Source organism: Nocardiopsis algeriensis, assembly GCF_014203695.1.
GTDB lineage: Bacteria > Actinomycetota > Actinomycetes > Streptosporangiales > Streptosporangiaceae > Nocardiopsis > Nocardiopsis algeriensis.
In genome coordinates this window covers 1-22,536 of sequence record NZ_JACHJO010000014.1, presented here as the reverse complement: position 1 = coordinate 22,536, position 22,536 = coordinate 1, and the positions used below count along the sequence as shown (strand labels likewise).

Genomic DNA, 22,536 nt, shown 5'->3' with positions numbered 1-22,536 from the left:
GCCGCCGGGGCACCCGGGTGCGCTCATGCCTCCTCGCGGGCCGCGGGCACCGCACCCCTCCGGCCCCGCTCCAACCCTCGGCGCACCGGCGGCGGCAGCTTGCGGACCGCCAGCGCCCGGGCCACGTCGACGAACTGGTGCGCGCGGTGCAGCTGAGCCCGCAGGTCGGTACCGGTGGCCCGATGCTCCAGGGGCACCTCCACCTCGATCACCCGGAAACCCGCCCGCAGGACGTCGATGGTCAGTCCGGTCTCGACACCGAACCCCGAGGCCAGCGGCACGGCCGCCTCGAACGCCGCGCGCGTGATGCAGCGCTGTCCGCTGAGCGGCTGTTCGGGCTCCCATCCGGTGGCTCTGCGCACCCCCTCCCGCGAGAGACGGACCACGAACCCGTGGCCGCCCAGGCGCATCCGGGTCGCGGGGAACAGCGCGACGGACATGTCGGCCTTGCCCTCGGCCACCGGTTCCATCAGGGGCGCGGCGCCGGCGGCGGTCGCCTCCAGGTCGGCGTCGAGGAAGAGCAGATGCCGGGGCGGCGCCCCGTCGCGGACCTCGTGCTCCTCGGCGATCCGGACCTCCGCGGCGCCGGTCTCCATCGCGCGCCCCTTGCCGCGGTTGCGGCCGTGCCGGACCACGCGCGCCCCCGCCTCCGACGCGATGCGGGCGGTACGGTCACCGGAGCCGTCGTCGACCACGACGACCAGGTCCACCCCCGGCAGGGCGCGGGCCGCCGTGACGGTACGTCCCACGCGCTCGGCCTCGTCCTTGGCCGCGATCACCACGGCGACGCGTGTCCCCCCGAACCCGCTGTCCTCCCCCTGTGCCACGCCGCTACTCGGCGCTGCCGGTTCCCGCGGGCACGGGCAGCGCGTCGGTGTCGGGGTGGATGACGAAGACGGCGTCCAACCCGGTCACCTCCAGGACCCTCATGACCGCCGGCCGGGGAGCCGCGATCTCCAGATCCCCGCCCTTGTCGCGGGCGCGCTTCATCGCCGAGAGCAGCACGCTGATGCCCGTCGAGTCGCAGAACTCCGTCCGCGACATGTCGACCACCAGCCGCCGGGCCTCGTCCTCCAGGGCCCCGACGAGCTCGTCGCGCAACCGGGGTGCCGTGTACAGATCGATCTCACCGCCCACGGTGATCACCGCGACGTCGTCCTGAGATCGGCTCGATATCTTCAACTCCACAGTCGCGACTGTAGCGTCCAGCTCAAGAGCCCGGCCACCTCGATGGCGGCGTTTCGCGGCATCGCTGCCCGTTCCTCCACACCGGCCGTCGGACATCCCCGCCATAACGGCAGATTCAGTGCAGCACGCTCCAGAAACGCGTGCCCTTCGCGAGGTCCCGGGCGGTGAGACCGCTGCTCTCCCGGCCCGGCGAGCTCTCCTGCTGGGGCGTCCCGTCGGTCCCGTCGCGCGGTGCGGGGCCCACGTCCGACGCGGAGAGGTCCAGAACCGCCCAGACCGTGGTGGTGGTCGCGTCCATCTCGGTACCCCACCGCCCCGACAGGTGCTGAACGATGTCGAGCCCCCGGCCGCCCAGGTCGGAGACGGAGGGTCTGGCCAGGCGCGGCATGGTGCCCGACCCGCCGTCGCGTACGGATACCTCCAGCCAGCCGCCGCTCCCCGCGCCCCGGTCCACCTCGATCCTCCAGGCCACCCCGAGGGTGTTCTCCGGGTGGGCCGGGACCGGCAGGGGTCCGGCGTGCCGTAAGGCGTTGCTGACGAGTTCGCTGAGCACCAGGGCCGCGTCGTCGATCCGCTCCTCGACGATCTCCATGGCGCGCAGGTCACCGCACAGGTGCCGTCGGGCACCCGCCACGCTGGCCGGGACGTAGGGGAGCACGACGCTCCGCTCGACCTTGTGCAGGTTCGCCCCGGCGTCGAGTGGGTTGTTGTCTCCAGACACGGATCGGTCCCTGCGCTTCGTTGCTTCTCGGGCAGACCGGAACTCGCCCGAAGTGCGGCAGCGAATTCCGCAGGGGTGGAAGTGCCCCGATCACCGGGGAAGGAAACCCTGACCCCGGCGAATCAGCGGTGCCGACCGGTACCGGAACCCCGAGAACGCTGACGTGGCAGGGCTTCAGGGCTTTGAGATATTTTTGGTACTTCATGTGCATGTGGTGACCCATGGGACTTCTTCAGAGAAGGCATCCCCCCGGTCACCCCCGCCCGCACCGCAGCCACGCCCGGCTCCTCCACCACGCTTTCGGGCGGACCGTCCGGCTCCGCGCCGGCACCGGGGAACAGGGGAAGCGTGAAGCACATGCGGGTCCCCCGCTCCAACCGCACCACCCTGACGTCGCCGCCCTGGTCCCGGGCCAGCTTGCGCACGATGTACAACCCCAGGCCCAGCCCGCCGAACCTGCGCCTGTCCCCGCGGACCCCGCCCTGGAAGAAGCGGTCGAACACCTTCTCCTCGTCCCCCGGACCCAGACCCAGGCCCTCGTCGTCCACCGAGACCGCGACGAACCCGCCCTCGGGCACCGCGGAGACGCGGATGGTCCCACCGTCGGGGGAGAACTTGATCGAGTTGTCCAGCAGCTGGTCCATGATGATGCCCGTGGCCAGCGGGTCCGCGAACACCTCGGGCACCTCCTCGGGCGGAGAGCTCAGGACCACCTCGTGCCGCTCGGACAGGGAGCGGAAGGTCGTCACCGCCTGTCTCAGCACGCGGCCCAGGTCGAACATGCCGGGGTCGACGTCCATCTCCCCGCGCACGGCCTCCGACCCCAGGCTCAGCCGCTCCACCAGCAGGGTCAGCGCCGTGGACCGGTCGACGATGTTGCGCACCGCCTCCAGCTGGGCCTCGGAGCTCATCCGGGACCACTTGCGGACCAGGGTGGTGGCGAAGCCGTGGATGGCGGTGATGGGGGTGCGCAGTTCGTGCCCCGTCGTGGCCAGGAAGGTCTCCCGCTCGTCCTCCATGGCCTTCTGCGCGGTGATGTCGCGGAAGTCCACCACCCACTCGTGGGTGGGCGGGATCCGCGCCATGAGGATCTCCAGCCAGCGCCCGTCCTCCAGGCGGTGCTTGATCGGCCGGCCGTGGCAGGCGGGGAGCGGAAACGGCGGGTGCCTCCCCTCCACCGTGTCGGCCGGATACCCCGTAAGTTCCACTGCGGAGCGGTTCCACTTGCGCACGCGGCCGCCCGCGTCCAGGACCGCGATCCCGTCGGCGCTGGAGTCCGCCACGGCCTGCTCGTGGACGCGCTGGCGCTGGAGCTCCTCGTAGGCCTGCGCGTTGCCGATGGCCACCCCGGCGTGCGCGGCGAGGAGCTCGAACAGCTCCAGCTCGACATGCCCCACCTTGCGCCGGCTGTAGAGCGCGTACAGGGCTCCGTAGGGTCTTCCGTGCACGTTGGACACGCACAGGGCGATGGTGTGCAGACCGGGCAGGTCGGCCCAGGCCAGTCCCTGGAGGCCCCGGGTGTCGTCGTTGGCCAGCAGCACCGACTTGCCGCTGCCCAGCAGCTCACCGAACAGGCTGCCCTCGAGCGGGGTGCTGTACCCCCGGAGGTCCTTCGGCATCCGGGAGGTGCTCACCAGTTCGACCCGGTCCTCGTCGAGCAGGACGAATCCCCCCGCCTCCGCACCGGTCAGCTCGGTGATGCCGTTCGAGATGCGGTCCAGCACCGAGCCGAGGCTGAGATCGGCGTTGATGTCCGCCAGCACGTCGGTGAGCCGCCGGACCAGTCGGGCCCGCTCCATCGCCGAGGCCTGTGCCTGCACCTCGGTGTCGGTCGGGTAGACGTTGAGCACCCAGCCTCCGTGCCCGCCGTCGGCAGCGGGCACGGAGCTGGTGCTGATCCGGACGTCGATGGCGCTGCTGTCCCGGCGCACGCGGCGCGTGTGGATGGTCAGAGGCGTTCCCGCACGCACCTGTTCGAGCACCGCGCCGTGCTCGGCCTTCAGCTCCGCGGGGACGATCGGCAGCTCACCCCCGAGCACCTCCTGCTCCCGCCAGCCGAACAGGCGCTCGGCGGCCGGGTTCCACAGGCAGACCCGGAGCTCGCTGTCGAGACCGACCACCGCGTCCGCCGACGAGGCCAGGACGGCTTCGGCGCTGAGGAACCCGCGCTCGGAACTCACGTCGTCATAGTGCCACCCGCAGCCCCGGTGAGGCAGGGCTTTGGGCAATCGGGCCGCCTTCAGCCGAAGATGCGACTCAGATCACTCTCGGCTCGCCGTCGGTGTCGGCCACCATGTCGAGCCCGGCCCGCTCCCAGGCCTGCATCCCGCCCGACACGTTGACCGCGTCCCAACCCGCCCGGTTCAGCGCCGCGGCGGCCTGCGCGGACCTGCCGCCCGCGCGGCAGACCACGTAGACCTTCCGGTCGCGGGGGATGTCGTCCGCACGCTCGTCGAGCCGGCCGAGCGGGACGTGCACGGCGCGGGGTGCGTGGCCCGCACTCCACTCGTCGTCCTCGCGCACGTCGAGCAGGTAGCCGTCCTCGGGCACCTCGGTCACACCGGTCTCGGGAACACCATTGCCGAACATGTAATTACCCCCTATATCTGGTCTGTGATGAAATGTAGGGAAGAAGGGGAACCCGATGCGGTGGTGAGGCGTCCAAGGACCATGGCTCAGCACACCTTCACGGCGGCCCTGCCGGCCCGCCTCACCGCACTCGCCGCCGTCGTCCTGCTCGCCGCGGCCTGCGGCAACGGACCCTCCGGGACGGCCCCGGGCTCCCCCGGGGACGGCGGTTCCGCTCCTTCCACCACTGAACAGGATGCCCCTCCCGGGGAGGGAGAGGGCACCGAGCTCGCCATCGAACGCTCCCTCGACGGGGAGGCGGCCCCCGGGCTGGACTTCCAGGAGGGGACCTGGACGCTCACCTGCGCTCCGGCGGGCGGCGATCACCCCGCCCCCGAGGAGGCGTGCGCCCGGATCGACGAGGTCGGCACGGACCCCTTCGTCTCCGACGGCCAGGACGAGGACGTGCCGTGCACCCTGCAGTACGGCGGGTCCGAGGTCGTCCGTGTGACCGGACACATCGACGGCACGGAGATCGACACCGAGTTCACCAAGCAGAACGGCTGCGAGATCGAGCGCTTCGACACGGTGGCCGAGGTTGTCGACCCCTGACCGAGAAGCCGGAGAAAAGGGGATACCCGGCCCGGACCACTGCGGGTATCGTGGCAGGTGACAGAAGTATCCACGCAAAGCAGATGCCCGTGCGGCTAACGATCTGCGATCGTTTTCCGCACGGGCCTGTGTGGGCGAGGAGGGATTTGAACCCTCACATCCTTTCGGACACACGGACCTGAACCGTGCGCGTCTACCGTTCCGCCACCCGCCCGAGTGACATGCATTCACTTGTTTTGTCTGGTGATCCGGGCTTTCGTCCGGTTCCCCTGGCGACATGGATAAGGCTAGCACGGTCTGGACGCAGGTCGCACACCCGTTTCCGAAGGGGGACGGACGCCGCCCCGGCCGGCCCTTCCGGAGGCTGCGCGGGGGTACGCATGAAACCAGGGGCACCGCTACCCGGTTACGATCGTCTACACATACGGATGTGGAGACAAAAGGAGGTACCTCGTGGGAGTGCTCCAACGCTTCGAGCGCAGGCTTGAGGGCATGATCGAAGGCACCTTCGCGATGGCCTTCAAGTCGGAGCTTCAACCGGTCGAGGTGGCGAGCGCCGTCCAGCGGGAGATGGACGAGCGCGCAGCGATCGTCGCCCAGGGCCGCACGCTGGTGCCCAACGACTTCATCGTCGAACTCGCCGCCAGTGACAAGGAGCGCCTGGAGGTCTACGCGGACAGCCTCGGACAGGAGCTGTCCAAGCTCGCGCGGGACTACGCGACAGAGCAGGGATACTCCTTCGTCGGACCGGTTCGGGTCCACTTCAGGTCCAACGAGGACCTCAAGACCGGCCGCTTCCGCATCCGGTCCGGTGTGGTGCGCGGGACCATGGTCAGCAAGGAGGGCGAGGTCCGCCAGCCGGTCGGCGACCCCGGTTCGGGTGCCCCGCGCCAGCCCGGTCGCCCGCGCCTGCTGATCTCCCCCGGCGGTGCCACCGCGGAGGGCAACATCGCCGGCCAGGGGATGCAGCAGTCCTTCGAGCTGACCACCCCGGTCACCCTCCTCGGCCGCGGCACCGACTGCGACCTCCGCCTGGTGGACAACGGGGTCTCCCGCCACCACGTGGAGATCCGCCTGGACGGCGACGAGGCCATCCTCGTCGACAAGGGCTCGACCAACGGCACCTTCGTCAACGGCCAACAGGTGAGCCAGGCCCGGCTGGTCGACGGTACGAGGATCAGCCTCGGCCGTACCACGATGACCTTCCGCCGGGACTGAGGCCGGCCGCTCCGAAAACGGGCGACCAGGGCACAACCAACGGCTCGGCGCCGGCGTCTCAGAAACCAGATCCGGGTCGGGTCGATACGGACCTGCTGTCGGATATCCGGCCAGGAAGGTAGTCTCCGCAAAGACCCGACCGATCGGGCAAAATGGCCGTGACCACAGGTTGCGGCCGGCGACCCCAACTCACCGGAACGAAGGTGGGGAAGACACGGTGACGGCTCCGACGACCGTCACCCCGGCCGGAGCACGACAGGGGCTGAAGAGCAGTTCGATGTCCAACTTGACCCTCATACTGATCAAGATCGCGTACCTCGCGGTGCTTTGGCTGTTCATCCTCATGGCGATCGGTGTGATCCGCACCGACCTCTTCGGCCCCTCCAAGAGGAAGGCCAGGAAACCGCGTCCCGCCGCCCGGCCGGCCCCACGCAGATCCGCCCCTTCGCACTCCTCCGCACGGCCCCAGCGTTCACGCCGCAGCGGGCCCAGCGTCCTGGCCGTGACCCAGGGGCCGCTGTCCGGCACCACGGTACAACTGGGCTCTCAGCCCATCCTCATCGGCCGCGCCCCCGACTCGACCCTCGTCATCACCGATGACTACGCCTCGGGCCGCCACGCGCGCGTCTACTCCGAAAACGGCCGCTGGTTCGTCGAGGACCTCAATTCGACGAACGGCACCTACCTCGGACAGCAGAAGCTGAACCGCCCCCAGCCCATCACGGTGGGTCAGCCCATCCGTATCGGCAAAACTGTCCTGGAACTGCGCAAATGACAATCGCTCTCCGATACGCGGCGTACTCCGACGTAGGATGCCTCCGCGAAGGCAACGAAGACTCCGGCTACGCCGGCCAGAACCTCCTCGCGGTGGCGGACGGTATGGGCGGCTACGCGGGCGGCGAGGTGGCCAGCTCCATCGCGATCTCGTCGATCCGCCGCCTCGACAGCGTGACACACCGCGCCGACGAGATGGCGGAGACCCTCCAGAAGGCCGTCGAGCAGGCCAACGCCTCCCTCTCCCGGCGCATCATGGAGGAGCCCCAGCTCGAGAACATGGGCACCACCCTGACCGCCATGCTGTGGTCGGGTTCGCGCGTGGCCCTCATCCACATCGGTGACTCGAGGGCCTACCTGCTGCGCGGTTCCCGGTTCGAGCAGATCACCCACGACCACACCCTGGTGCAGACCCTGGTCGACGAGGGCAAGATCACCGAGGAAGAGGTCGCCACCCACCCGCAGCGCTCCCTCATCCTGCGGGCCCTGGACGGCAAGAGCCCGGTCGACCCCGACATCTCCGTCAGCGAGGCCAAGCCGGGCGACCGCTACCTCCTCTGTTCGGACGGCCTGTCCGGCGTGGTCAGCAAGAAGACCATCCACGAGACCCTGGCGACCGAGAGCGACCTCCATGCGGCCGCCCGGAAGCTCGTCGACCTGGCCATCCGCGGCGGCGGCCCGGACAACATCACCGCTGTCGTCGCCGACGTGATCGAGATCGAGAACGACCGCGAGGGCCCCACCCGCGACTCGCAGGTGGTCGGTGCCGCGGGCCAGCGCTCCGAGGGTGTCGAGTCCACCGACACCCCGGCCCGGCGCGCCCAGGAGCTGCGCAGCGGCGACACCGCCGAGATGGACCCCATCCGCGACGACGGTTCCGACGGGCCGTCCTACTCCGGTTCCTCCCAGGACTCCTACGACGACTCCTACGAGGACTACGAGGCGCCCCCCTCGGAGCGCCGCGCCCCTCCGGCGGGGGCGCCCGAGTACCGCACCCGCCGCTGGTGGCCGATGGTGCTCGTGTTCCTCGTCGTCGTCGCGGTCGCCCTGGGCGCCGCCTACTACTTCGGCCGCCAGTACGTCGACAGTCAGTTCTACGTCGGGCCCTCCCGGTCCGGTGAGACCGTGGCCATCTACCAAGGCATCGACACCGACATCGCCGGCTTCAGCCTCTCCGAGCAGCGCGAGGACACCGGGATCGCCCTGAACGACCTCTCCGAGGCCGACCGCGAGCACGTGTCGAACAACATCCCGGCCGACAGCCTGGAGAACGCGCGCGAGACCGTGGAGGCCCTGCGCGAGGGCACGGCCGCTGCCGCCGAGAAGCCCGGGAGCGAGGCCGGCGACCGGGGCGGGGCTCCCGAGGAAGGAACAGGGTGAGACCTCGTGAGTGACACTTCCGCACCGGAGGCTCCCACCGCGCTTCCGCCGGTCAAGCGACGCAACGCCGAGCTGGTCCTCATCATCCTCGCCGTCGTCATCACGATGGTGGGCATCGCGATCGCGGGCATCAACCTCAACGGACGCGTGCCCGCGGCCACCTGGACGGTGGGCCTGACCTTCGGTGCCTTCGCCGTCGCGGCACACGTGGCGATGCGGTTCGTGGCACCCTACGCCGACCCCCTGATCCTGCCGTGCGCGCTGTTCCTCAACGGTGTCGGCGTGGCCATGATCTGGCGGCTCAACGCGATCACGACCGAGGACATCGAACGCGCCGGCGTCGGCATGCAGCTGGTCTGGACGGCCATCGGCCTCATCTGCTGCTTCCTCATCATCGTGTTCATGAAGGACCCGCGCGTCCTGCAGCGCTACACCTACATCAGCGCCCTGGTCGCTCTGGTTCTGCTCATGCTGCCGGCCCTGCCCGGTCTGGGCCACGAGGTCTACGGCGCCCGGCTGTGGATCAAGCTCGGCCCCTTCACGATGCAGCCGTCGGAGTTCGCCAAGATCGCACTGGTGATCTTCCTGGCGTCCTACCTGATGAGCAAGCGCCAAGTGCTCCAGATCGTCGGCAAGCCGATCAAGGTCGGCCGCTTCACCCTCATCGAACTGCCCCGCGCCCGCGACCTCGCCCCGATCCTGGTCGGCTGGGTGCTGGCCATCGGCATGCTGGTCGTCCTGCGCGACCTCGGCACCTCCCTGCTGCTGTTCGGCACGTTCCTGGCGATGCTGTACGTGGCCACCCAGCGCTCGTCGTGGGTGACCATCGGCCTGGTGATGTTCGGGGCCGGCGCCACCATCGCCTACTTCCTGTTCTGGCACGTGCGGGCCCGGGTCAACATCTGGGTCAACGCCTTCGACCCGGAGGTCTACGAGCAGGTCGGCGGCAGCCAGCAGCTGGTCCAGGGCATCGTGGGCATGGCCTACGGCGGACTGTTCGGAACCGGTATCGGCGCGGGCAAGGCCCACCAGATCTTCGCGGCGGACAGCGACTTCATCCTCGCCTCCATCGCCGAGGAGCTGGGCCTGACCGGCCTGCTGGCCGTGCTGATGGTCCTCCTGGTCCTGGTCGAGCGCGGCATGCGCGTCGCCCTGGCCTCCACCGGAACCTTCAACAAGCTGCTGGCCAGCGGTATGGCCTTCGTGCTCGTCTACCAGACCTTCATCGTCCTCGGCGGCGTCTCCCGGGTCATCCCGCTGACCGGTTCCACCACTCCGTTCATGTCCGCGGGCGGTACCGCTCTGATGACGAGCTGGATCATGATGGGCATTCTGCTCCGCATCAGTGACAACGCACGTCGGCCCGCACCGCAAGCGATCCAGGACGAGGGCGCGACCCAGGTGATCCGACGATGAACACGACGATCCGCAGACTGAGCATCTTCTGCCTGCTGATGTTCCTGGTCCTCATGGTCAACGTCACCTGGGTCCAGGGCTTCCAGGCCCAGAGCATCCTGGAGGACCCCCTCAACCGGCGCCAGTTCAGCGAGCGGCTGAGCGAGCCCCGCGGCCCCATCCAGGTCGCGGGTGAGAACGTCGCCTACTCCGAGGACATCGCGGAGGAGGGCAAGCCCGCCCGCTACCAGCGCTTCTACAACGAGGGCGGCCTCTACACCCCGATCGTCGGCTCGTTCCGGCAGTACGGGGCCTCGGGCATCGAGGGTGCGGAGAACAGCCTGCTCGACGGCACCGACGACCGCCTGGCCGTGCGCAACTTCCGCGACATCATCACCGGGCGGGAGCCCGAGGGCGCCCAGATCCAGCTGACCCTGAACCCCGACGTCCAGCAGGCCGGCTACGACGCCTTCGCTGCCCTGGGCGACAAGAACGGCGCTGCGGTGGCCCTCGACCCCGAGACCGGGGCGATCCTGGGTGCGGTGTCCTACCCCTCCTACGACGCCAACGAGGTCGTCAGCATCACCGACGAGATCACGGCCGTCAACAACTACGTCGAGCTGGAGAACGACCCGCGCAAGCCGCTGCTCAACCGGGCGCTCAACGAGCGCTACGCCCCGGGCTCGACCTTCAAGGTCGTCACCGCGGCGGCGGCCATCGAGTACCTGGACGCCGGCCCGGACAGCGAGCAGGACGCGCCGGACATCCTGTCGCTGGGCGTCGACCTGCCCAACGCCATGGGCAGCTGCAACGGCGGTGCCCCGGACACACTGGCGCACTCCATCCAGATCTCCTGCAACACCTCGTTCGCCAACTGGGCCATCGACGTCGGCGGGGAGAACCTCAGCGAGCAGGCGAGCAAGTTCGGGTTCAACCCGGAGGAGACGCTCACCGTTCCGCTGGAGGTGACCGAGAGCTACGCGCCGGTGGAGACGGACCGCAACATCCTGGGCCGTGCCGGCATCGGCCAGTCCAACGTGGAGTCGACCCCGCTGCAGATGGCGATGGTCGCCGCAGGTGTGGCCAACGACGGTGAGGTCATGCGACCCTACGTAGTGGACACGGTGCGCGACTCCGACCTCTCGGTGGTCACCCAGACCAGCCCGGAGACCTACTCCGAGGCGGTCAGCGCCAGTACCGCCGAGCAGCTCACCGAGATGATGGTGCTGGTCACCGGGACCAACGGGTCGGGAACCAACGCGGCCATCCCCGGTATCGAGGTGGCGGGCAAGACCGGTACCGCGGAGAACGGTACCGACCTGACCCACAACTGGTTCATCGGATTCGCCCCCGCGGACGACCCACAGATCGCGGTGGCGGTGGTGGTGGAGTTCGGCGGCGGCAGCGGCAACGAGCTCGCGGCACCGATCGCACGCTCGATGATGGAGGCAGTGGTTCAGTAGTGAGCGCCTACGAACCGTCTTCCCAGAACGGTCCCGGTGATCTGACCGGGACCGTTCTGAGCGACCGCTACCGGCTGGAGGAGCAGATCGGCTCCGGCGGTATGGGATCGGTCTGGAAGGCCACGGACACACTGCTCAACCGCCCTGTGGCAGTCAAGCTGCTGCATCCGGCGCAGATGGCGGAGCCCACCGCCAGAGAACGTTTCCGCACCGAGGGCCGGATCACCGCCGGCCTCTCGCACCCGGGGATCGCCCAGGTCTTCGACTACGGGGAGGAGAACGGCCGGGCCTTCCTCATCATGGAACTGGTGGTCGGCGAACCGCTCTCCCAGATCCTGAAGGAGAACGGCGCCCTCTCCCCGGACACGACCCTGGACTTCGTCTGCCAGGCCGCCAAGGCCCTGGCGGCCGCGCACGCGCGCGGCGTGGTGCACCGCGACATCAAGCCGGGAAACCTCCTGGTCACCCCGGAGGGCAAGCTCAAGCTCACCGACTTCGGCATCGCGCGCGGGGACATGTCGGTGACCCTCACCCAGACCGGCATGGTCATGGGCACGGCCCAGTACATCTCCCCCGAACAGGCCTCGGGGCGTCCCGCGACACCGGCCTCGGACCTGTACGCGCTCGGCGTGGTGGCCTACGAGTGCCTGACCGGGCAGCCGCCCTTCACCGGGGACACCCCGATCGCCCTCGCTCTCGCACACACGCGGGACGAGCCGCCGGAGCTGCCCGAGGACATCCCCGACGAGGTGGACGAGCTGGTGTCCCTCCTCCTGCTGAAGGACCCGCAGGAGCGCCCGTCATCGGCCGGCGAGGTCGCCCACATGGCCGCGGTCCTGCGCTCCAACGCCGGCACGGGCCCGCCGACCCCGGCCGCCGGTCTGGAGGGTCTGGCGCCGACCATGATGGTGCGCCCTGTGCCCGACTCGGGCCGCAGGACCGGTTCGCTGCCCCGGCGCACGTCGGGCCAGCAGGTCGTGACCGAGGACGAGGAAGGGCAGCAGGCCGACCGGTCCGAGCAGCGCCGCATGGGCCTGCCCGTGGTCCTGGCGGCCCTGGGTGCCGCGGTCCTGGTCGTGGTCGCGGTCCTGGCCGGTTACTTCGGCAGCACCTCCGAGGCCGACAACGTGAACGACTCCGTCGAACCCCCGGCCGCGGTGGACAGTTCTCCCTCGCCCTCCGCACCCGAGCCGGAGGAAGAGGAGACGGACGGCACGGACGTCCCGCAGGTGGAGCAGGACACACCCCAGTGGACCCCTCATGTGCCCGACGTACCCACATACGAACCCAGTTCGGAACCCACTGACGACGCGGCTGAGACCTCCGAGCCCGAAGATGGCGAGGACGGCGCGGAAGAGGAGGATCCCGGAGGCGGGACCGAGACCCCAGATCCAGGAGGGGACCCCGGTGACGGCTCCGGCGGAGGTACGACCCCTCCGGCGGACAGCGGAGGCACCGGGGGCGGACAGAACGACACCATGACGAGGCCATGAGCGAGAGACGCTCGGAATAGGCGGTGGCCGCGGGCCACCGCCGGATGAACAAGGATCAGTGCACGACATGTCCCAGCCCCGGCTCCTTGGCGGACGCTACGAACTCGACACCATCGTCGGGCGCGGCGGCATGGCCGAGGTCTACCGCGCCCGCGACCTACGGCTCGACCGCCTCGTCGCCATCAAGACCCTCCGACACGATCTGGCCCGCGACCACGTGTTCCAGGCCCGGTTCCGCCGGGAGGCCCAGTCCGCCGCCTCCCTGAACCATCCCGCCATCATCGCCGTCTACGACACCGGCGACGACATGGTCGACGGGCTCTCGATCCCGTACATCGTCATGGAGTTCGTGGACGGCCGCACCCTCAAGGAGCTGCTGGACGGGAACCGCAAGCTGCTCCCCGAGCGGTCCGCCGAGCTGGTCGACGGCATCCTCAAGGCGCTGGAGTACAGCCACGACAACGGGATCGTCCACCGCGACATCAAGCCCGCCAACGTGATGCTGACCCGCAACGCCGAGGTCAAGGTCATGGACTTCGGCATCGCCCGGGCGATGAACGACGACCAGGCGACCATGACCCAGGCCTCCCAGGTGATCGGTACCGCGCAGTACCTGTCGCCGGAGCAGGCTCGGGGTGAGCGGGTGGACCCGCGCAGCGACATCTACTCCACGGGGTGCGTGCTCTACGAGCTGCTCACCGGTCGCCCGCCCTTCACCGGTGACTCCCCCGTGTCGATCGCCTACCAGCACGTGCGCGAGGAGCCCGTACCGCCGTCGCAGGTGGACCCGCAGGTGCCCGAGTGGCTCGAGGACATCACGCTGCGGGCGATGACCAAAGACCGCGACCAGCGGTACCAGAACGCGGCCGAGATGCGTGCCGACATCCAGCGGGGCCTGGCGGGCATGCCCACCCAGGCGGGCACCATGGCGATGGCCGCGGCGGGCTCGACGACGATGATGCCCCCCGCGGAGGGCGGTCGCTACGACGACCGCTACGACGACGACTACGACGACGACTACCGCGACGAGAAGGGCAAGGGGGGCAAGACCGCCCTGTGGGCCCTGCTGGGCGTCGGTGTGATCGCCTCGCTGATCCTGGTCTTCGTCCTCCTCAGCGGCGGAGGCTCCGACGAGGCCGAGCAGGTCGCGGTGCCCGACGTGGCCGGCTCCACGTTCGAGGAGGCCGAGGCCGAACTCACCGAGGCCGGCTTCGAGAAGGTCGTGGAGGAGACCCGGGCCGATCCCGAGGCGGAGGAGGGGACGGTCATCGAGACCGACCCCGAAGCCGGTGCCGAGGCCCCGGTGGACGAGGAGATCACCGTCTTCGTCTCCAGCGGCCCGGGCGAGGTGGAGATCCCGAGTGTGGACGGCCAGAGCCAGAGCAATGCCGTCACCACGTTGAACAACGCGGGCCTGGAGAACGTCTCCGTCGAGGAGCAGGCGAGCTCCGAGGTTCCGGCGGGCAACGCGATCAGCACCGACCCCGCGGCGGGGGAGCTGGTGGCCCCCGAGGACCAGATCACGCTGTACGTCTCCAGCGGTCCGGAGCAGATCTCGGTGCCCGACCTGACGGGTATGACCCGTGAGCAGGCGCAGTCGGCACTGGAGTCGGCCGGTCTGGCGGTGTCCTTCCACGAGGTGGAGGACCCGGCCAAGGCGCCCAACACGGTGGTGAGCCAGTCCATCCAGCCCGGCCAGACGGTCAACCCGGGAACGACCGTGACCGTGACGGTGGCGATCGCTCCTTCAGCGCCCGAGGAGCCCCCGACAGAGGGCGAGGGCCCGCCGAACGGCGAGGGCCCTCCGGGTGAGGAGCCCGGAGAGAGCCCGGAGCAGGGCGGACCGGAGAACAACGGCTTCGTGTTCCTGAACCCGGGCGTGTGACGGTGATCGGGCCGCTCCCTCGGAGCGGCCCGGTTTCTGTGCCCGGTCCCTTCGGGGTTTCCGGCCCAGGAGCGGAGCGTCCACAGGGTGTGGCCCACCGGTGACGTAGGTGCCTCCTGGGGCGTAGACTGTGTTTCCGTTCTGATCGGCCCCACCCGTACTGGAGCAGCGACCGTGCCCAAGTCCCGCAGCGATCGCAAGAAGAAGGTCGTCTACACGCCGCCTCCTTCCAAGGAGAAGCCGAAGGTCAGCCCGCGCTGGCTCGTTCCGACGATGCTGGGCTTCTTCATCGCGGGCATCCTCTGGATCGCGGTCTACTACATCGCCGGATCCTCCGTGCCCTACATGCAGGACTGGCAGAACTGGAACCTGCTGATCGGCTTCAGCGGCATCGTGGTCGCCATCGTGCTGGCCACACGCTGGCACTGACCCGGCGGCGGGGGCCGCGGACCGGGCTCCCCGTGTTTTCCACAGGGTTGTCCACAGGCTGTGGGTAACTCTGTTCGACGTACTCCGTGCCGGGGTCGGTCCGAGCGCACGGGCGAAGGCCCCCGGAGAAACGCAGTTCATGCGTCTCTCCGGGGGCCTTCGGCCGTCTTCGGGGCCCTCAGGGCACGAGGGCCCAGAGCATGAGGTGGGGTGCCGCCACCACGAGGGCCGTGAGCACCACGGCGAGAAGGGCGATGGCCGCGGTGTGGACGGCCGTCCTCACCGCGGGCCGGGCCGAGCCGGAGGGCAGGTACGTGAACACGGCCCCCAGCAGCAGGCCGGCCGCCAGGCCGCCGATGTGCGCGGTCCAGGAGATCTGCGGGAACACGAACGTGATGACGAGGTTGATCGCCAGCACGATGCCGATCACCCGCATGTCCGCCCCGAGTCGGCGACCGACCAGGAACACCGCGCCGAACAGGGCGAAGATCGCTCCGGAGGCGCCGATGGAGAACTGGTTGGGCGGGGCCAGCAGGAGCGAGAGCACCGAACCCGAGAGCGCGCCGAGCAGCCACAGGGCAAGGAACCTGCCGTGGCCCAGCGACCGCTCCAGCGGGCTGCCGAGGACGTACATGGCCCAGCCGTTGAACAGCAGGTGCCACAGGCCGCCGTGCAGGAACGCGGAGGTGATCAGCCGGTACCACTCCCCGGCGACCACTCCCATCGGGCCGTCGGAGCCGATCCCGTACCCCAGCATGCCGAAGTTCCAGACCAGCCTGGATCCCCCCGCCTGCAGGAGGTTCTCGGAGGTGAGCATCTGCCCGACGTATCCGACGCCCATCAGGATCAGGATCGCCCATGTGACGTACGGCTTGTCGACGCTCCGCCCGCCGAAGGCGGTACGGGCCCGGCGGAGCCCGCGGTTCCCCTCGGCGACGCACGCCGGGCACTGGAAGCCCACGGACGCCTCGACCATGCAGTCCGGGCAGATGGGCCGCTCGCACCTGGTGCAGCTGACGCCGGTCTCACGACGGGGGTGCCGGTAGCACGTGCGCGGAGACGTGCCCCTGGGCTCTGCTCCGGAGGGCGGTGGGGAAGCACTCATGGACCTGTTCTCACTCCTCGGAGGCTCGGTGGGGAGATGCCCGAGCGCGCCGGCACCCCCGACCGTCCCGGCGAGGGGTGCCGGCGCTCACCGAACGCGTCCTAGCGGACGATCTCGATGCTGTTGATCACGACATCCTCGCGCGGGCGGTCCGAGGCGTCGGTGTCGACCTCGGAGATCGCCGTGACGACGTCCTGGCCCTCGACGACCTCACCGAAGATCGTGTGGCGGCCGTCCAGCCAGTACGGCTTCTCGACGGTGATGAAGAACTGGGAGCCGTTGGTGCCCGGGCCGGCGTTGGCCATGGCGAGCAGGAACGGGCGGTCGAAGCGCAGCTTCGGGTGGATCTCGTCACCGAAGCGGTAACCGGGACCACCGCGACCGTTGCCCAGCGGGTCGCCGCCCTGGATCATGAAGTCCTTGATGACACGGTGGAAGATCGTGCCCTCGTAGAGGCTCTTGTTGGACAGCTTGCCTGTGGCGGGGTCGCTCCACTGCTTCGAGCCATCGGCCAGACCGATGAAGTTGGCCACCGTCTCGGGCGCCTCCTCCTCGAACAGCCGGACGACGATGGTTCCCATGGAGGTGTTCAGCCGCGCGGTGGGCTGGGCCTTGTCCGACACCTATGTGCCTTTCCGTTGACTTCGCTTACGTGCTCACGTTACCCGTACGACCACGGACTTCGGCTGCTGCGGGCGGCAGCGCGGCCGGGACGGCGCGGAGCGGTCGATGTTAGGCGGGAGGCCTCCGCGGTTAGAGGGTCCCCAAGGCATTCTCCGTCGGCGGTGTCCGAACGGCGGACGCCGGCGGAGAGGACGTATGTTGAGATAACACCCCGATAACGGGAGGGGCGGCGGAAAGCCGCGCCCGGGATCCCCGAGGCGGGGCGGACCGTACGGTGAGCGAACGAAGGAGCGACGGACGTGCCCATCACTGCCAAGCGCCACAGGGCCCGCAAGGAGACCGAGGCGGCTTACGCCCGTCTCCAGGGGCTGGCCATGGAGCAGGCCGAGAAGCTCGGCCCCTACGCCGGACAGGCCCGGGACCAGGCCGCCCAGAAGATCATCCAGGCCCGCGGCTGGACCGCTCCGCGACTGGAGGCCGCCGCCCAGCAGGTCGAGAAGACGGTCGCTCCGCGCGTGGCCGGCGCCCTCACCGCCGCCGCCCAGCGGGTCAGCCCCCGCCCGGCCCGCCGGGGTCTGCTCGGCATGCGCCGGGCCGGGCTCCGGATTCCCCGCGGCGCCGTGGTCGGAAGTGCCGTCGTGGTCGGCGGAGTGCTCGTGTACTCGCTGATCCGCATGCGCCAGGCCTCGCAGGACGCCGAGTGGCAGGAGCACCTCGACAGGGCCCGCGAGCAGGTCCGGGAGACCCGCGAGAACCTGGAGGACAAGGCCTCGGAGACCGTGGCCAAGGCCGCCGACACCGCCGAGACCGCCACGGGCAAGGTCAAGGAGAAGGTCCGCAGCACGTCCGGTGACCGCTCCCAGGAGAACGGCAAGGCCGACCTCTGAGACCGAGGGCGTTCTCCGCGGGCCCTTCGGCCCTGCCGGGGCGCGCGGGGACAGCCGGAGACCTTCTTCCGAGGAGCGGCGGGCGGCGGACGACGATGTCCCCGCCCGCTCCCCTCGTCAGTCCTTGAGGAAGCGGTAGGGCATCGGGTAGCGCCAGTCCTTGCCCATCAGGGCCGCGATCGCGGCGACGGCGGGAAGGAACGCCCAGGCCACACCGATGACCACCAGCACGAAGAGCGGCACGACCAGGAAGAAGAGGAGGGCGCTCACGAGTGCCCCGACCAGGCACAGCAGCTGGAAGTTGAGCGACTCCATGGCCTGCCGCCGGATGTAGGGCGAGACGCGGTCGCTGACCACGAGCAGCAGCAGGGGGACGACGACCGGGAAGAAGTAGTTCCCCGCGTGCCCGACAGCCGCCGTCACCCGCTCCACCGGTGTACTGGCCGAAGTCCCGCCCGCTGCGCCCTGCGCCGCGCCGGCCCCTGCCGGCCGGAACCCCGGGCCGCCCTGGGGTTCGACACCCAGGTCCCGGGTGAGGGGCTCCAGCTCGGCGCCGACCTTGGCCTTCATCGCCAGGTCCAGACGCTCCTCGAACTCGTCCTCGTCCAGCTGACCCTGGCTGTAGGCCTCCCGTAGGACCTCCGCCACGGCGTCGCGGTCCGCATGGGTCAACCTGATCTCCGGCTGGGGCCGATCCCACGGACGCCTCGCCGGGTACTGAGGGTTCTGCACAGCCACTCCCAATTCCCCCCGTGCCGGGAGTGCGGCCGGTACGACCGCACTCCCTTCATGATGCGTGACGGGGGACGGCCGATGCCATCGGGAACGCCCCTGATTCTCCCCTGATCTTCCCGTAGTACTTGCGGTGGGGACACCACCGACCTTCGTACGGGGGAAGGCCGCGCATCCTGGCCCGGGCAGCGGACCGGAACTCCTCCCGGCGGTCCGCCGACCGCCCTCGCACGGCCGCAGGCTCTCCCCTCCCCGGCGGCCTGCCCGGCCTACTGACCCGCCGCCACCGCTTCGGCGCTGCGGGCGGCCTCCTTCTCGGCCTCCTGCTCCTGGTAGTGGCGCTCCGCGCTGGTGAGCAGGTCGTACCAGCTCACCACGTCCTTGCGCCGGCGCAGCAGCGCCCGCCGCTCCCGTTCGGTCATGCCTCCCCAGACACCGAACTCGATACGGCTGTCCAGCGCCTCGGCGAGGCACTGGGTACGGACCGGACAGCCCCGGCAGATCAGCTTGGCCCGGTTCTGTGCCGCGCCCTGGACAAAGAGGGCATCCGGATCGATCTCACGGCATTTGGCGCGGACCGCCATCTTCTCATTCCACATGTTGCCCCACTCCCAAGATCAGCATGTGTGGTGAACGGCCGCGCCCAGAGCGCGGCCTTTTCGATGAAAGAGGAGGCAGCAAACCGATTCGAGGACAGGAACGGGCGCGGACGGGGGGCCGCCCTACCCGGGTTCGGGGGTCGATCGTTTCGGTGTGCTGTCTTCCTCGATGTCGTTGGTGTCGAAACTACGGACCGTCCCAGTTCACCAACAGACCCCAACTGGCCTATTTCTTATATGGCCCAGTAGGACCATTGCACCTAGATGGAGTGTCATCATACACACACGGAGAGTCACGTCATGTGATAGAAGCAGCCTACAGTGACCGCATTGGGAATCCGGTGCGGACCGACCGCCTCAAGGCCGCCGCGACCTGCGGTTTCTCCGATTCACAAAAGTAGAATCCGCCAGAAAGACATACCCGGATGAATCAGACCCTTCGCCCAGGAAGTCACCCGAACGGGCTATGCGGACCGGTCGGAGCACACGCTCCGCAACCGCGCGTTCCTTCTCTTTGCCTGCAGTTGCGGGCAATACAGAACTACCGTTTAGTAACATAATCGGATTCGCCCCCCTGGGCGCCGAACGGTATTACCGTCGACCACCGAGGCCCATTCTGCCTTTCGCCGGCCGGGACCCATAGGTACCAGAGACCCAGGGGAGGACGACCAAGCTCCCGAGATCCGCATATCGCCCAAGGGGGACAGCCTGGCATGAGAACGACATATCCGCGGGCTCCTCGGTCACGGGACCGGGGCAACAGAAAGCGCCGTACCCGAGCTCCCGAGGCATCTTCCGATGCCAGGAGTCGGGTACGGCGCACAGAGTGGAGCCAAGGGGAGTCGAACCCCTGACCTCCGGTATGCAAAACCGGCGCTCTGCCAGCTGAGCTATGGCCCCTCGCGGCCGGGCGCACGCGCCTGCCACTACGCAGAGCATACCCTCATCGAGAAGCGGTCCCGCTCACATGGCCGGGACCAGGAGGTCGGGGGCCACGCTTCAGGGACCGGAAACCACAAAGCCGTGGGTCGCACCCCGGGATCGACGGCCCACCCACGTCTTCGTGTTCGGCCGAGAGCGGCGCGGTCCGCGCCGGCCCCTGATCAGCTCTCGCTGGCCGCCGTGGCCTCGGTCCACAGGTCGAGCTCGGCGCGGTCCGCCTGGATCTTGCGGTAGATGGCGAAAGCCCCGAGGGCCACCAGCGCCAGAACGATGATCTTCTTCACTGTCTGGACCCTTTCGTTGATCCGGTTTCCTCCGAAGCCTCCGATGGAGGCTCCACAGAGAACTTTATGAGGTTGTCACCTAGCAGACTAGCAAGCCATCAGGTAAGCAACATCATCCGGCGCAGGATCGCCACCGTGGTCTGCGGAGAGACCGCGACACGGGCCAGATCACCCCATACCGCCTTGCAGGCGTCCACGGCCTCCTCCGCCTCGACGATCGAGCCCCCGGTGGTGGCCTCGACGTAGACCAGGTCCTCCTCGCCCTCGTCGAACTCGAGGATCGTGAAGGGCCCGGCCGCCCCGGGATGGGGACCCGCCGAGGTCGGGATCAACTGGACCGTGACCCGGTCCGAGCCGGTCGCCAGTTCGACGATCCGCTCCGCCTGCTCCCGCAGCAGCCCCCGGTCGTAGGAGATCTTCTGGAGCGCGTCCTCCTCCAGGATCGCGTGGAGGCGGGCGCTCTCCAGAACCTCCTGGCGTTTGAGGTAGGCGGCGACCATCCGGTCCACGGAGCGCTCCGAACGCCCGAGGGAGCGGCCCACCGCGGCCGTGTAGTCCGGCACCTGGAGCAGGTCGGGAACGAGGATGCCCGCGTACACCCGGAGGGCGACCGCGCCGGCCTCGTTGCCGACATAGGCGGAGGAGAGGACATCCTCGTACTCGGTCCACCACGGCCGCAGACGCGACTCCCGCACGAGGGTGAGAATCGCCTCCCTCCGCCCGCCGGTGACGCCGTAGAGCCGCAGGAGGGCGGAGATCTCCATGACGGACGGCCATTTGCGGATGCCCGTCTCGATGTGGCCCAGCTTGGCGGGAGACCACTCCAACTCCTGGGCCACATCGCTGAGGGTCATGCCGGCCTGCATCCGATGGCGGCGGAGTTCGGCGGACAGCCGTCGGCGGCGAACCGTGGGACTGGTCATAGCACTGATCCAATGACGCTGAGTGTCGGGAGTATGGGACCAGCGAAACACGGTGTCTAGCATCTAGCAATGCGTTTCTAGAAAACAACCCCTGATTTCCTGCATTAAGACCTGACCAAACAGTTCGTTTGTCACCAGACGTGACTATGGTGACAAAATATGAAAACACAGGTCACATGAACCCCAACCCTCACCTGTCTCGTATGCCTTGACCTGATGCCGGTGGGAAGAAACCACGTACGATGCATGAGGTGCCCGCTCCGGCGGGCTCTCCCGCAGACACAGAGGAAACCCATGAACTACCCCATCGACGATGCGGAACAGCTGATCGAGAACGCGGAGGCGGAGATGCCGCCCAGCACCAGGTCTCGTCTCATCGCGAAGCTCCGCATGGGGAGACACATCGACGAGGCGGCCGCAGAGCTGGATCTCAGCCCGGGGAAGGTCTTCTCCACCGCCAGGATCCTGAAGCCGTTCGGAGAGCAGCTGGACGCCACCCTGACGGACCAGAGGGACCCCTCCCTCCCCCACGGGACGGTCACGGGGTACAACAAGCGCTGTCGCTGCCCCGAGTGCAGGAGCGCCCTTCAGCGTCGCGTCTGATCCGTCTCGAACCCACAAGGGAAACAGGAGGCCACGCGGGGCTGCAGGAGGCCGACCCAGACTTCTCCCACCAATTCGACCAACGGAGGCTTACCGGTCGGTGGTTCGGGGGAAACCGCAGGTATGAACGATCACGTGGACTGGTCGGCCATGAGCGACGAGGACTTCGTGGCGCTGCTGCGCCAGCTCGTCGAGTCCCCCGAAGCCGACGAAGACTAGAGCCCTCTTTCGCAGTCCCCTTCACGCGGGCACCCGCCGCCCCGGCCGCTCGGCACCCGCGTTCCTCCGTTACGCCCGGAAGGAGCGCGGGCCGCTTCCCCCGGAAGCAGCCGGGAACACGGGACAGGAAGCGATGGCGGCGTTCCTCCCTCGGCCATGACTCGGGAACCCACTTCTCCCTGCGCTCCAGGGGGTGAGGAACAGGTGCCGGGCTCCACCCGGGTCCGCTGTCCGAGGCGATCCCGGACGGAGGCCTGGCCGCAAGGCCGGGGCCGCGGAGCTGCGTTCCACCACGGCCGAGACGGCGGCGAGACCCTCCTGCGGGGCTCAGGCCCCGGAAGCGGCCCTTCCCCACAACCACAACCACAAAGCCGGCACCCCGCACACAACAAAAAAAGGGGCCCGCCAGGACCCCCCACACACCACACACAAAAAAAGAGGGGCCGCCCGCAAAGACGACCCCCCTCAAGAAAAACCGTGGCAGCAACCTAC

General features: G+C 69.0%; 22 protein-coding genes and 2 tRNA genes. 11 read left to right on the top strand and 13 right to left on the bottom strand.

Annotated elements, in window-relative coordinates; translation table 11 throughout:
* Window positions 1–23: 23 nt before the first annotated feature.
* From FHS13_RS19870 to FHS13_RS19850, 5 genes are all read right to left on the bottom strand, one after another.
* Complete coding sequence (locus tag FHS13_RS19870; RefSeq protein WP_184293476.1) at window positions 24–827, bottom strand: glycosyltransferase; 804 nt, start codon at window positions 825–827, stop codon at window positions 24–26.
* Window positions 828–831: 4 nt separating this feature from the next.
* Window positions 832–1,188: an STAS domain-containing protein gene (locus FHS13_RS19865; protein WP_343065098.1), complete on the bottom strand. Its 357-nt coding sequence runs from the start codon at window positions 1,186–1,188 to the stop codon at window positions 832–834.
* Between the two features lie 115 nt (window positions 1,189–1,303).
* Window positions 1,304–1,909 carry an ATP-binding protein gene (locus tag FHS13_RS19860; protein WP_184293475.1) on the bottom strand — a complete coding sequence of 202 codons (606 nt, stop codon included), beginning with the start codon at window positions 1,907–1,909 and terminating at the stop codon, window positions 1,304–1,306.
* A 122-nt stretch (window positions 1,910–2,031) separates the two neighbouring features.
* Window positions 2,032–4,089 carry a PAS domain S-box protein gene (locus FHS13_RS19855; protein ID WP_184293474.1) on the bottom strand — a complete coding sequence of 686 codons (2,058 nt, stop codon included), beginning with the start codon at window positions 4,087–4,089 and terminating at the stop codon, window positions 2,032–2,034.
* A gap of 76 nt (window positions 4,090–4,165) precedes the next feature.
* Complete coding sequence (locus FHS13_RS19850) at window positions 4,166–4,498, bottom strand: rhodanese-like domain-containing protein (RefSeq protein WP_184293473.1); 333 nt, start codon at window positions 4,496–4,498, stop codon at window positions 4,166–4,168.
* Between the two features lie 81 nt (window positions 4,499–4,579).
* Between FHS13_RS19850 and FHS13_RS19845 the strand changes: the two genes are divergently transcribed.
* Window positions 4,580–5,089 carry an SSI family serine proteinase inhibitor gene (locus FHS13_RS19845; RefSeq protein ID WP_184293472.1) on the top strand — a complete coding sequence of 170 codons (510 nt, stop codon included), beginning with the start codon at window positions 4,580–4,582 and terminating at the stop codon, window positions 5,087–5,089.
* Window positions 5,090–5,220: 131 nt separating this feature from the next.
* Here the strand turns inward: FHS13_RS19845 and FHS13_RS19840 are convergent.
* Window positions 5,221–5,303: transfer RNA gene (locus tag FHS13_RS19840), tRNA-Leu, on the bottom strand.
* A gap of 239 nt (window positions 5,304–5,542) precedes the next feature.
* On the opposite strand from FHS13_RS19840, the gene FHS13_RS19835 reads away from it, so the two are divergent.
* From FHS13_RS19835 to FHS13_RS19800, 8 genes are all read left to right on the top strand, one after another.
* Entirely contained in the window at window positions 5,543–6,307 is a 765-nt protein-coding gene (locus FHS13_RS19835) for an FHA domain-containing protein (protein ID WP_420222482.1), read from the top strand.
* A gap of 277 nt (window positions 6,308–6,584) precedes the next feature.
* Complete coding sequence (locus FHS13_RS19830; RefSeq protein ID WP_184293471.1) at window positions 6,585–7,082, top strand: FHA domain-containing protein FhaB/FipA; 498 nt, start codon at window positions 6,585–6,587, stop codon at window positions 7,080–7,082.
* Window positions 7,079–8,461: a Stp1/IreP family PP2C-type Ser/Thr phosphatase gene (locus FHS13_RS19825; protein WP_184293470.1), complete on the top strand. Its 1,383-nt coding sequence runs from the start codon at window positions 7,079–7,081 to the stop codon at window positions 8,459–8,461. Before FHS13_RS19830 ends, FHS13_RS19825 begins: the two co-directional genes overlap by 4 nt.
* 6 nt (window positions 8,462–8,467) lie before the next feature.
* Entirely contained in the window at window positions 8,468–9,877 is a 1,410-nt protein-coding gene (locus FHS13_RS19820; RefSeq protein ID WP_184293469.1) for an FtsW/RodA/SpoVE family cell cycle protein, read from the top strand.
* Complete coding sequence (locus FHS13_RS19815; RefSeq protein WP_184293468.1) at window positions 9,874–11,319, top strand: peptidoglycan D,D-transpeptidase FtsI family protein; 1,446 nt, start codon at window positions 9,874–9,876, stop codon at window positions 11,317–11,319. Before FHS13_RS19820 ends, FHS13_RS19815 begins: the two co-directional genes overlap by 4 nt.
* A complete protein-coding gene (locus FHS13_RS19810; protein WP_184293467.1) occupies window positions 11,319–12,812 on the top strand; it encodes a protein kinase domain-containing protein in 1,494 nt (497 codons plus the stop codon). The genes FHS13_RS19815 and FHS13_RS19810 overlap by 1 nt, the downstream gene beginning before the upstream one ends.
* A gap of 67 nt (window positions 12,813–12,879) precedes the next feature.
* On the top strand, window positions 12,880–14,697 hold the full coding sequence (pknB, locus tag FHS13_RS19805; protein WP_184293466.1) for a Stk1 family PASTA domain-containing Ser/Thr kinase: 1,818 nt from the start codon (window positions 12,880–12,882) through the stop codon (window positions 14,695–14,697).
* Between the two features lie 174 nt (window positions 14,698–14,871).
* Window positions 14,872–15,126, top strand: a complete 255-nt coding sequence (locus FHS13_RS19800; RefSeq protein WP_184293465.1) for a cell division protein CrgA — start codon at window positions 14,872–14,874, stop codon at window positions 15,124–15,126.
* A gap of 178 nt (window positions 15,127–15,304) precedes the next feature.
* Here FHS13_RS19800 and FHS13_RS19795 read toward each other — a convergent pair whose 3' ends face one another.
* Both FHS13_RS19795 and FHS13_RS19790 read right to left on the bottom strand, forming a co-directional pair.
* Window positions 15,305–16,102, bottom strand: a complete 798-nt coding sequence (locus FHS13_RS19795) for a rhomboid family intramembrane serine protease (RefSeq protein WP_343065097.1) — start codon at window positions 16,100–16,102, stop codon at window positions 15,305–15,307.
* Window positions 16,103–16,332: 230 nt separating this feature from the next.
* A complete protein-coding gene (locus FHS13_RS19790) occupies window positions 16,333–16,854 on the bottom strand; it encodes a peptidylprolyl isomerase (protein ID WP_184293463.1) in 522 nt (173 codons plus the stop codon).
* A 300-nt stretch (window positions 16,855–17,154) separates the two neighbouring features.
* On the opposite strand from FHS13_RS19790, the gene FHS13_RS19785 reads away from it, so the two are divergent.
* On the top strand, window positions 17,155–17,742 hold the full coding sequence (locus FHS13_RS19785) for a hypothetical protein (RefSeq protein ID WP_184293462.1): 588 nt from the start codon (window positions 17,155–17,157) through the stop codon (window positions 17,740–17,742).
* 117 nt (window positions 17,743–17,859) lie between these two features.
* Here the strand turns inward: FHS13_RS19785 and FHS13_RS19780 are convergent, their stop codons facing one another.
* The 5 genes from FHS13_RS19780 to FHS13_RS19765 form a co-directional block, all read right to left on the bottom strand.
* Window positions 17,860–18,414 carry a DUF1707 and DUF4870 domain-containing protein gene (locus FHS13_RS19780; RefSeq protein ID WP_246405522.1) on the bottom strand — a complete coding sequence of 185 codons (555 nt, stop codon included), beginning with the start codon at window positions 18,412–18,414 and terminating at the stop codon, window positions 17,860–17,862.
* A gap of 329 nt (window positions 18,415–18,743) precedes the next feature.
* On the bottom strand, window positions 18,744–19,073 hold the full coding sequence (locus tag FHS13_RS19775; protein ID WP_184293461.1) for a WhiB family transcriptional regulator: 330 nt from the start codon (window positions 19,071–19,073) through the stop codon (window positions 18,744–18,746).
* Between the two features lie 827 nt (window positions 19,074–19,900).
* Window positions 19,901–19,973, bottom strand: a tRNA-Ala gene (locus tag FHS13_RS19770).
* A gap of 203 nt (window positions 19,974–20,176) precedes the next feature.
* Complete coding sequence (locus FHS13_RS21220) at window positions 20,177–20,299, bottom strand: DLW-39 family protein (RefSeq protein ID WP_343065096.1); 123 nt, start codon at window positions 20,297–20,299, stop codon at window positions 20,177–20,179.
* A 98-nt stretch (window positions 20,300–20,397) separates the two neighbouring features.
* Window positions 20,398–21,222 carry a helix-turn-helix domain-containing protein gene (locus FHS13_RS19765; protein WP_184293460.1) on the bottom strand — a complete coding sequence of 275 codons (825 nt, stop codon included), beginning with the start codon at window positions 21,220–21,222 and terminating at the stop codon, window positions 20,398–20,400.
* 294 nt (window positions 21,223–21,516) lie between these two features.
* On the opposite strand from FHS13_RS19765, the gene FHS13_RS19760 reads away from it, so the two are divergent.
* Window positions 21,517–21,825, top strand: a complete 309-nt coding sequence (locus FHS13_RS19760) for a hypothetical protein (protein WP_184293459.1) — start codon at window positions 21,517–21,519, stop codon at window positions 21,823–21,825.
* The last annotated feature ends 711 nt before the right edge of the window (window positions 21,826–22,536 follow it).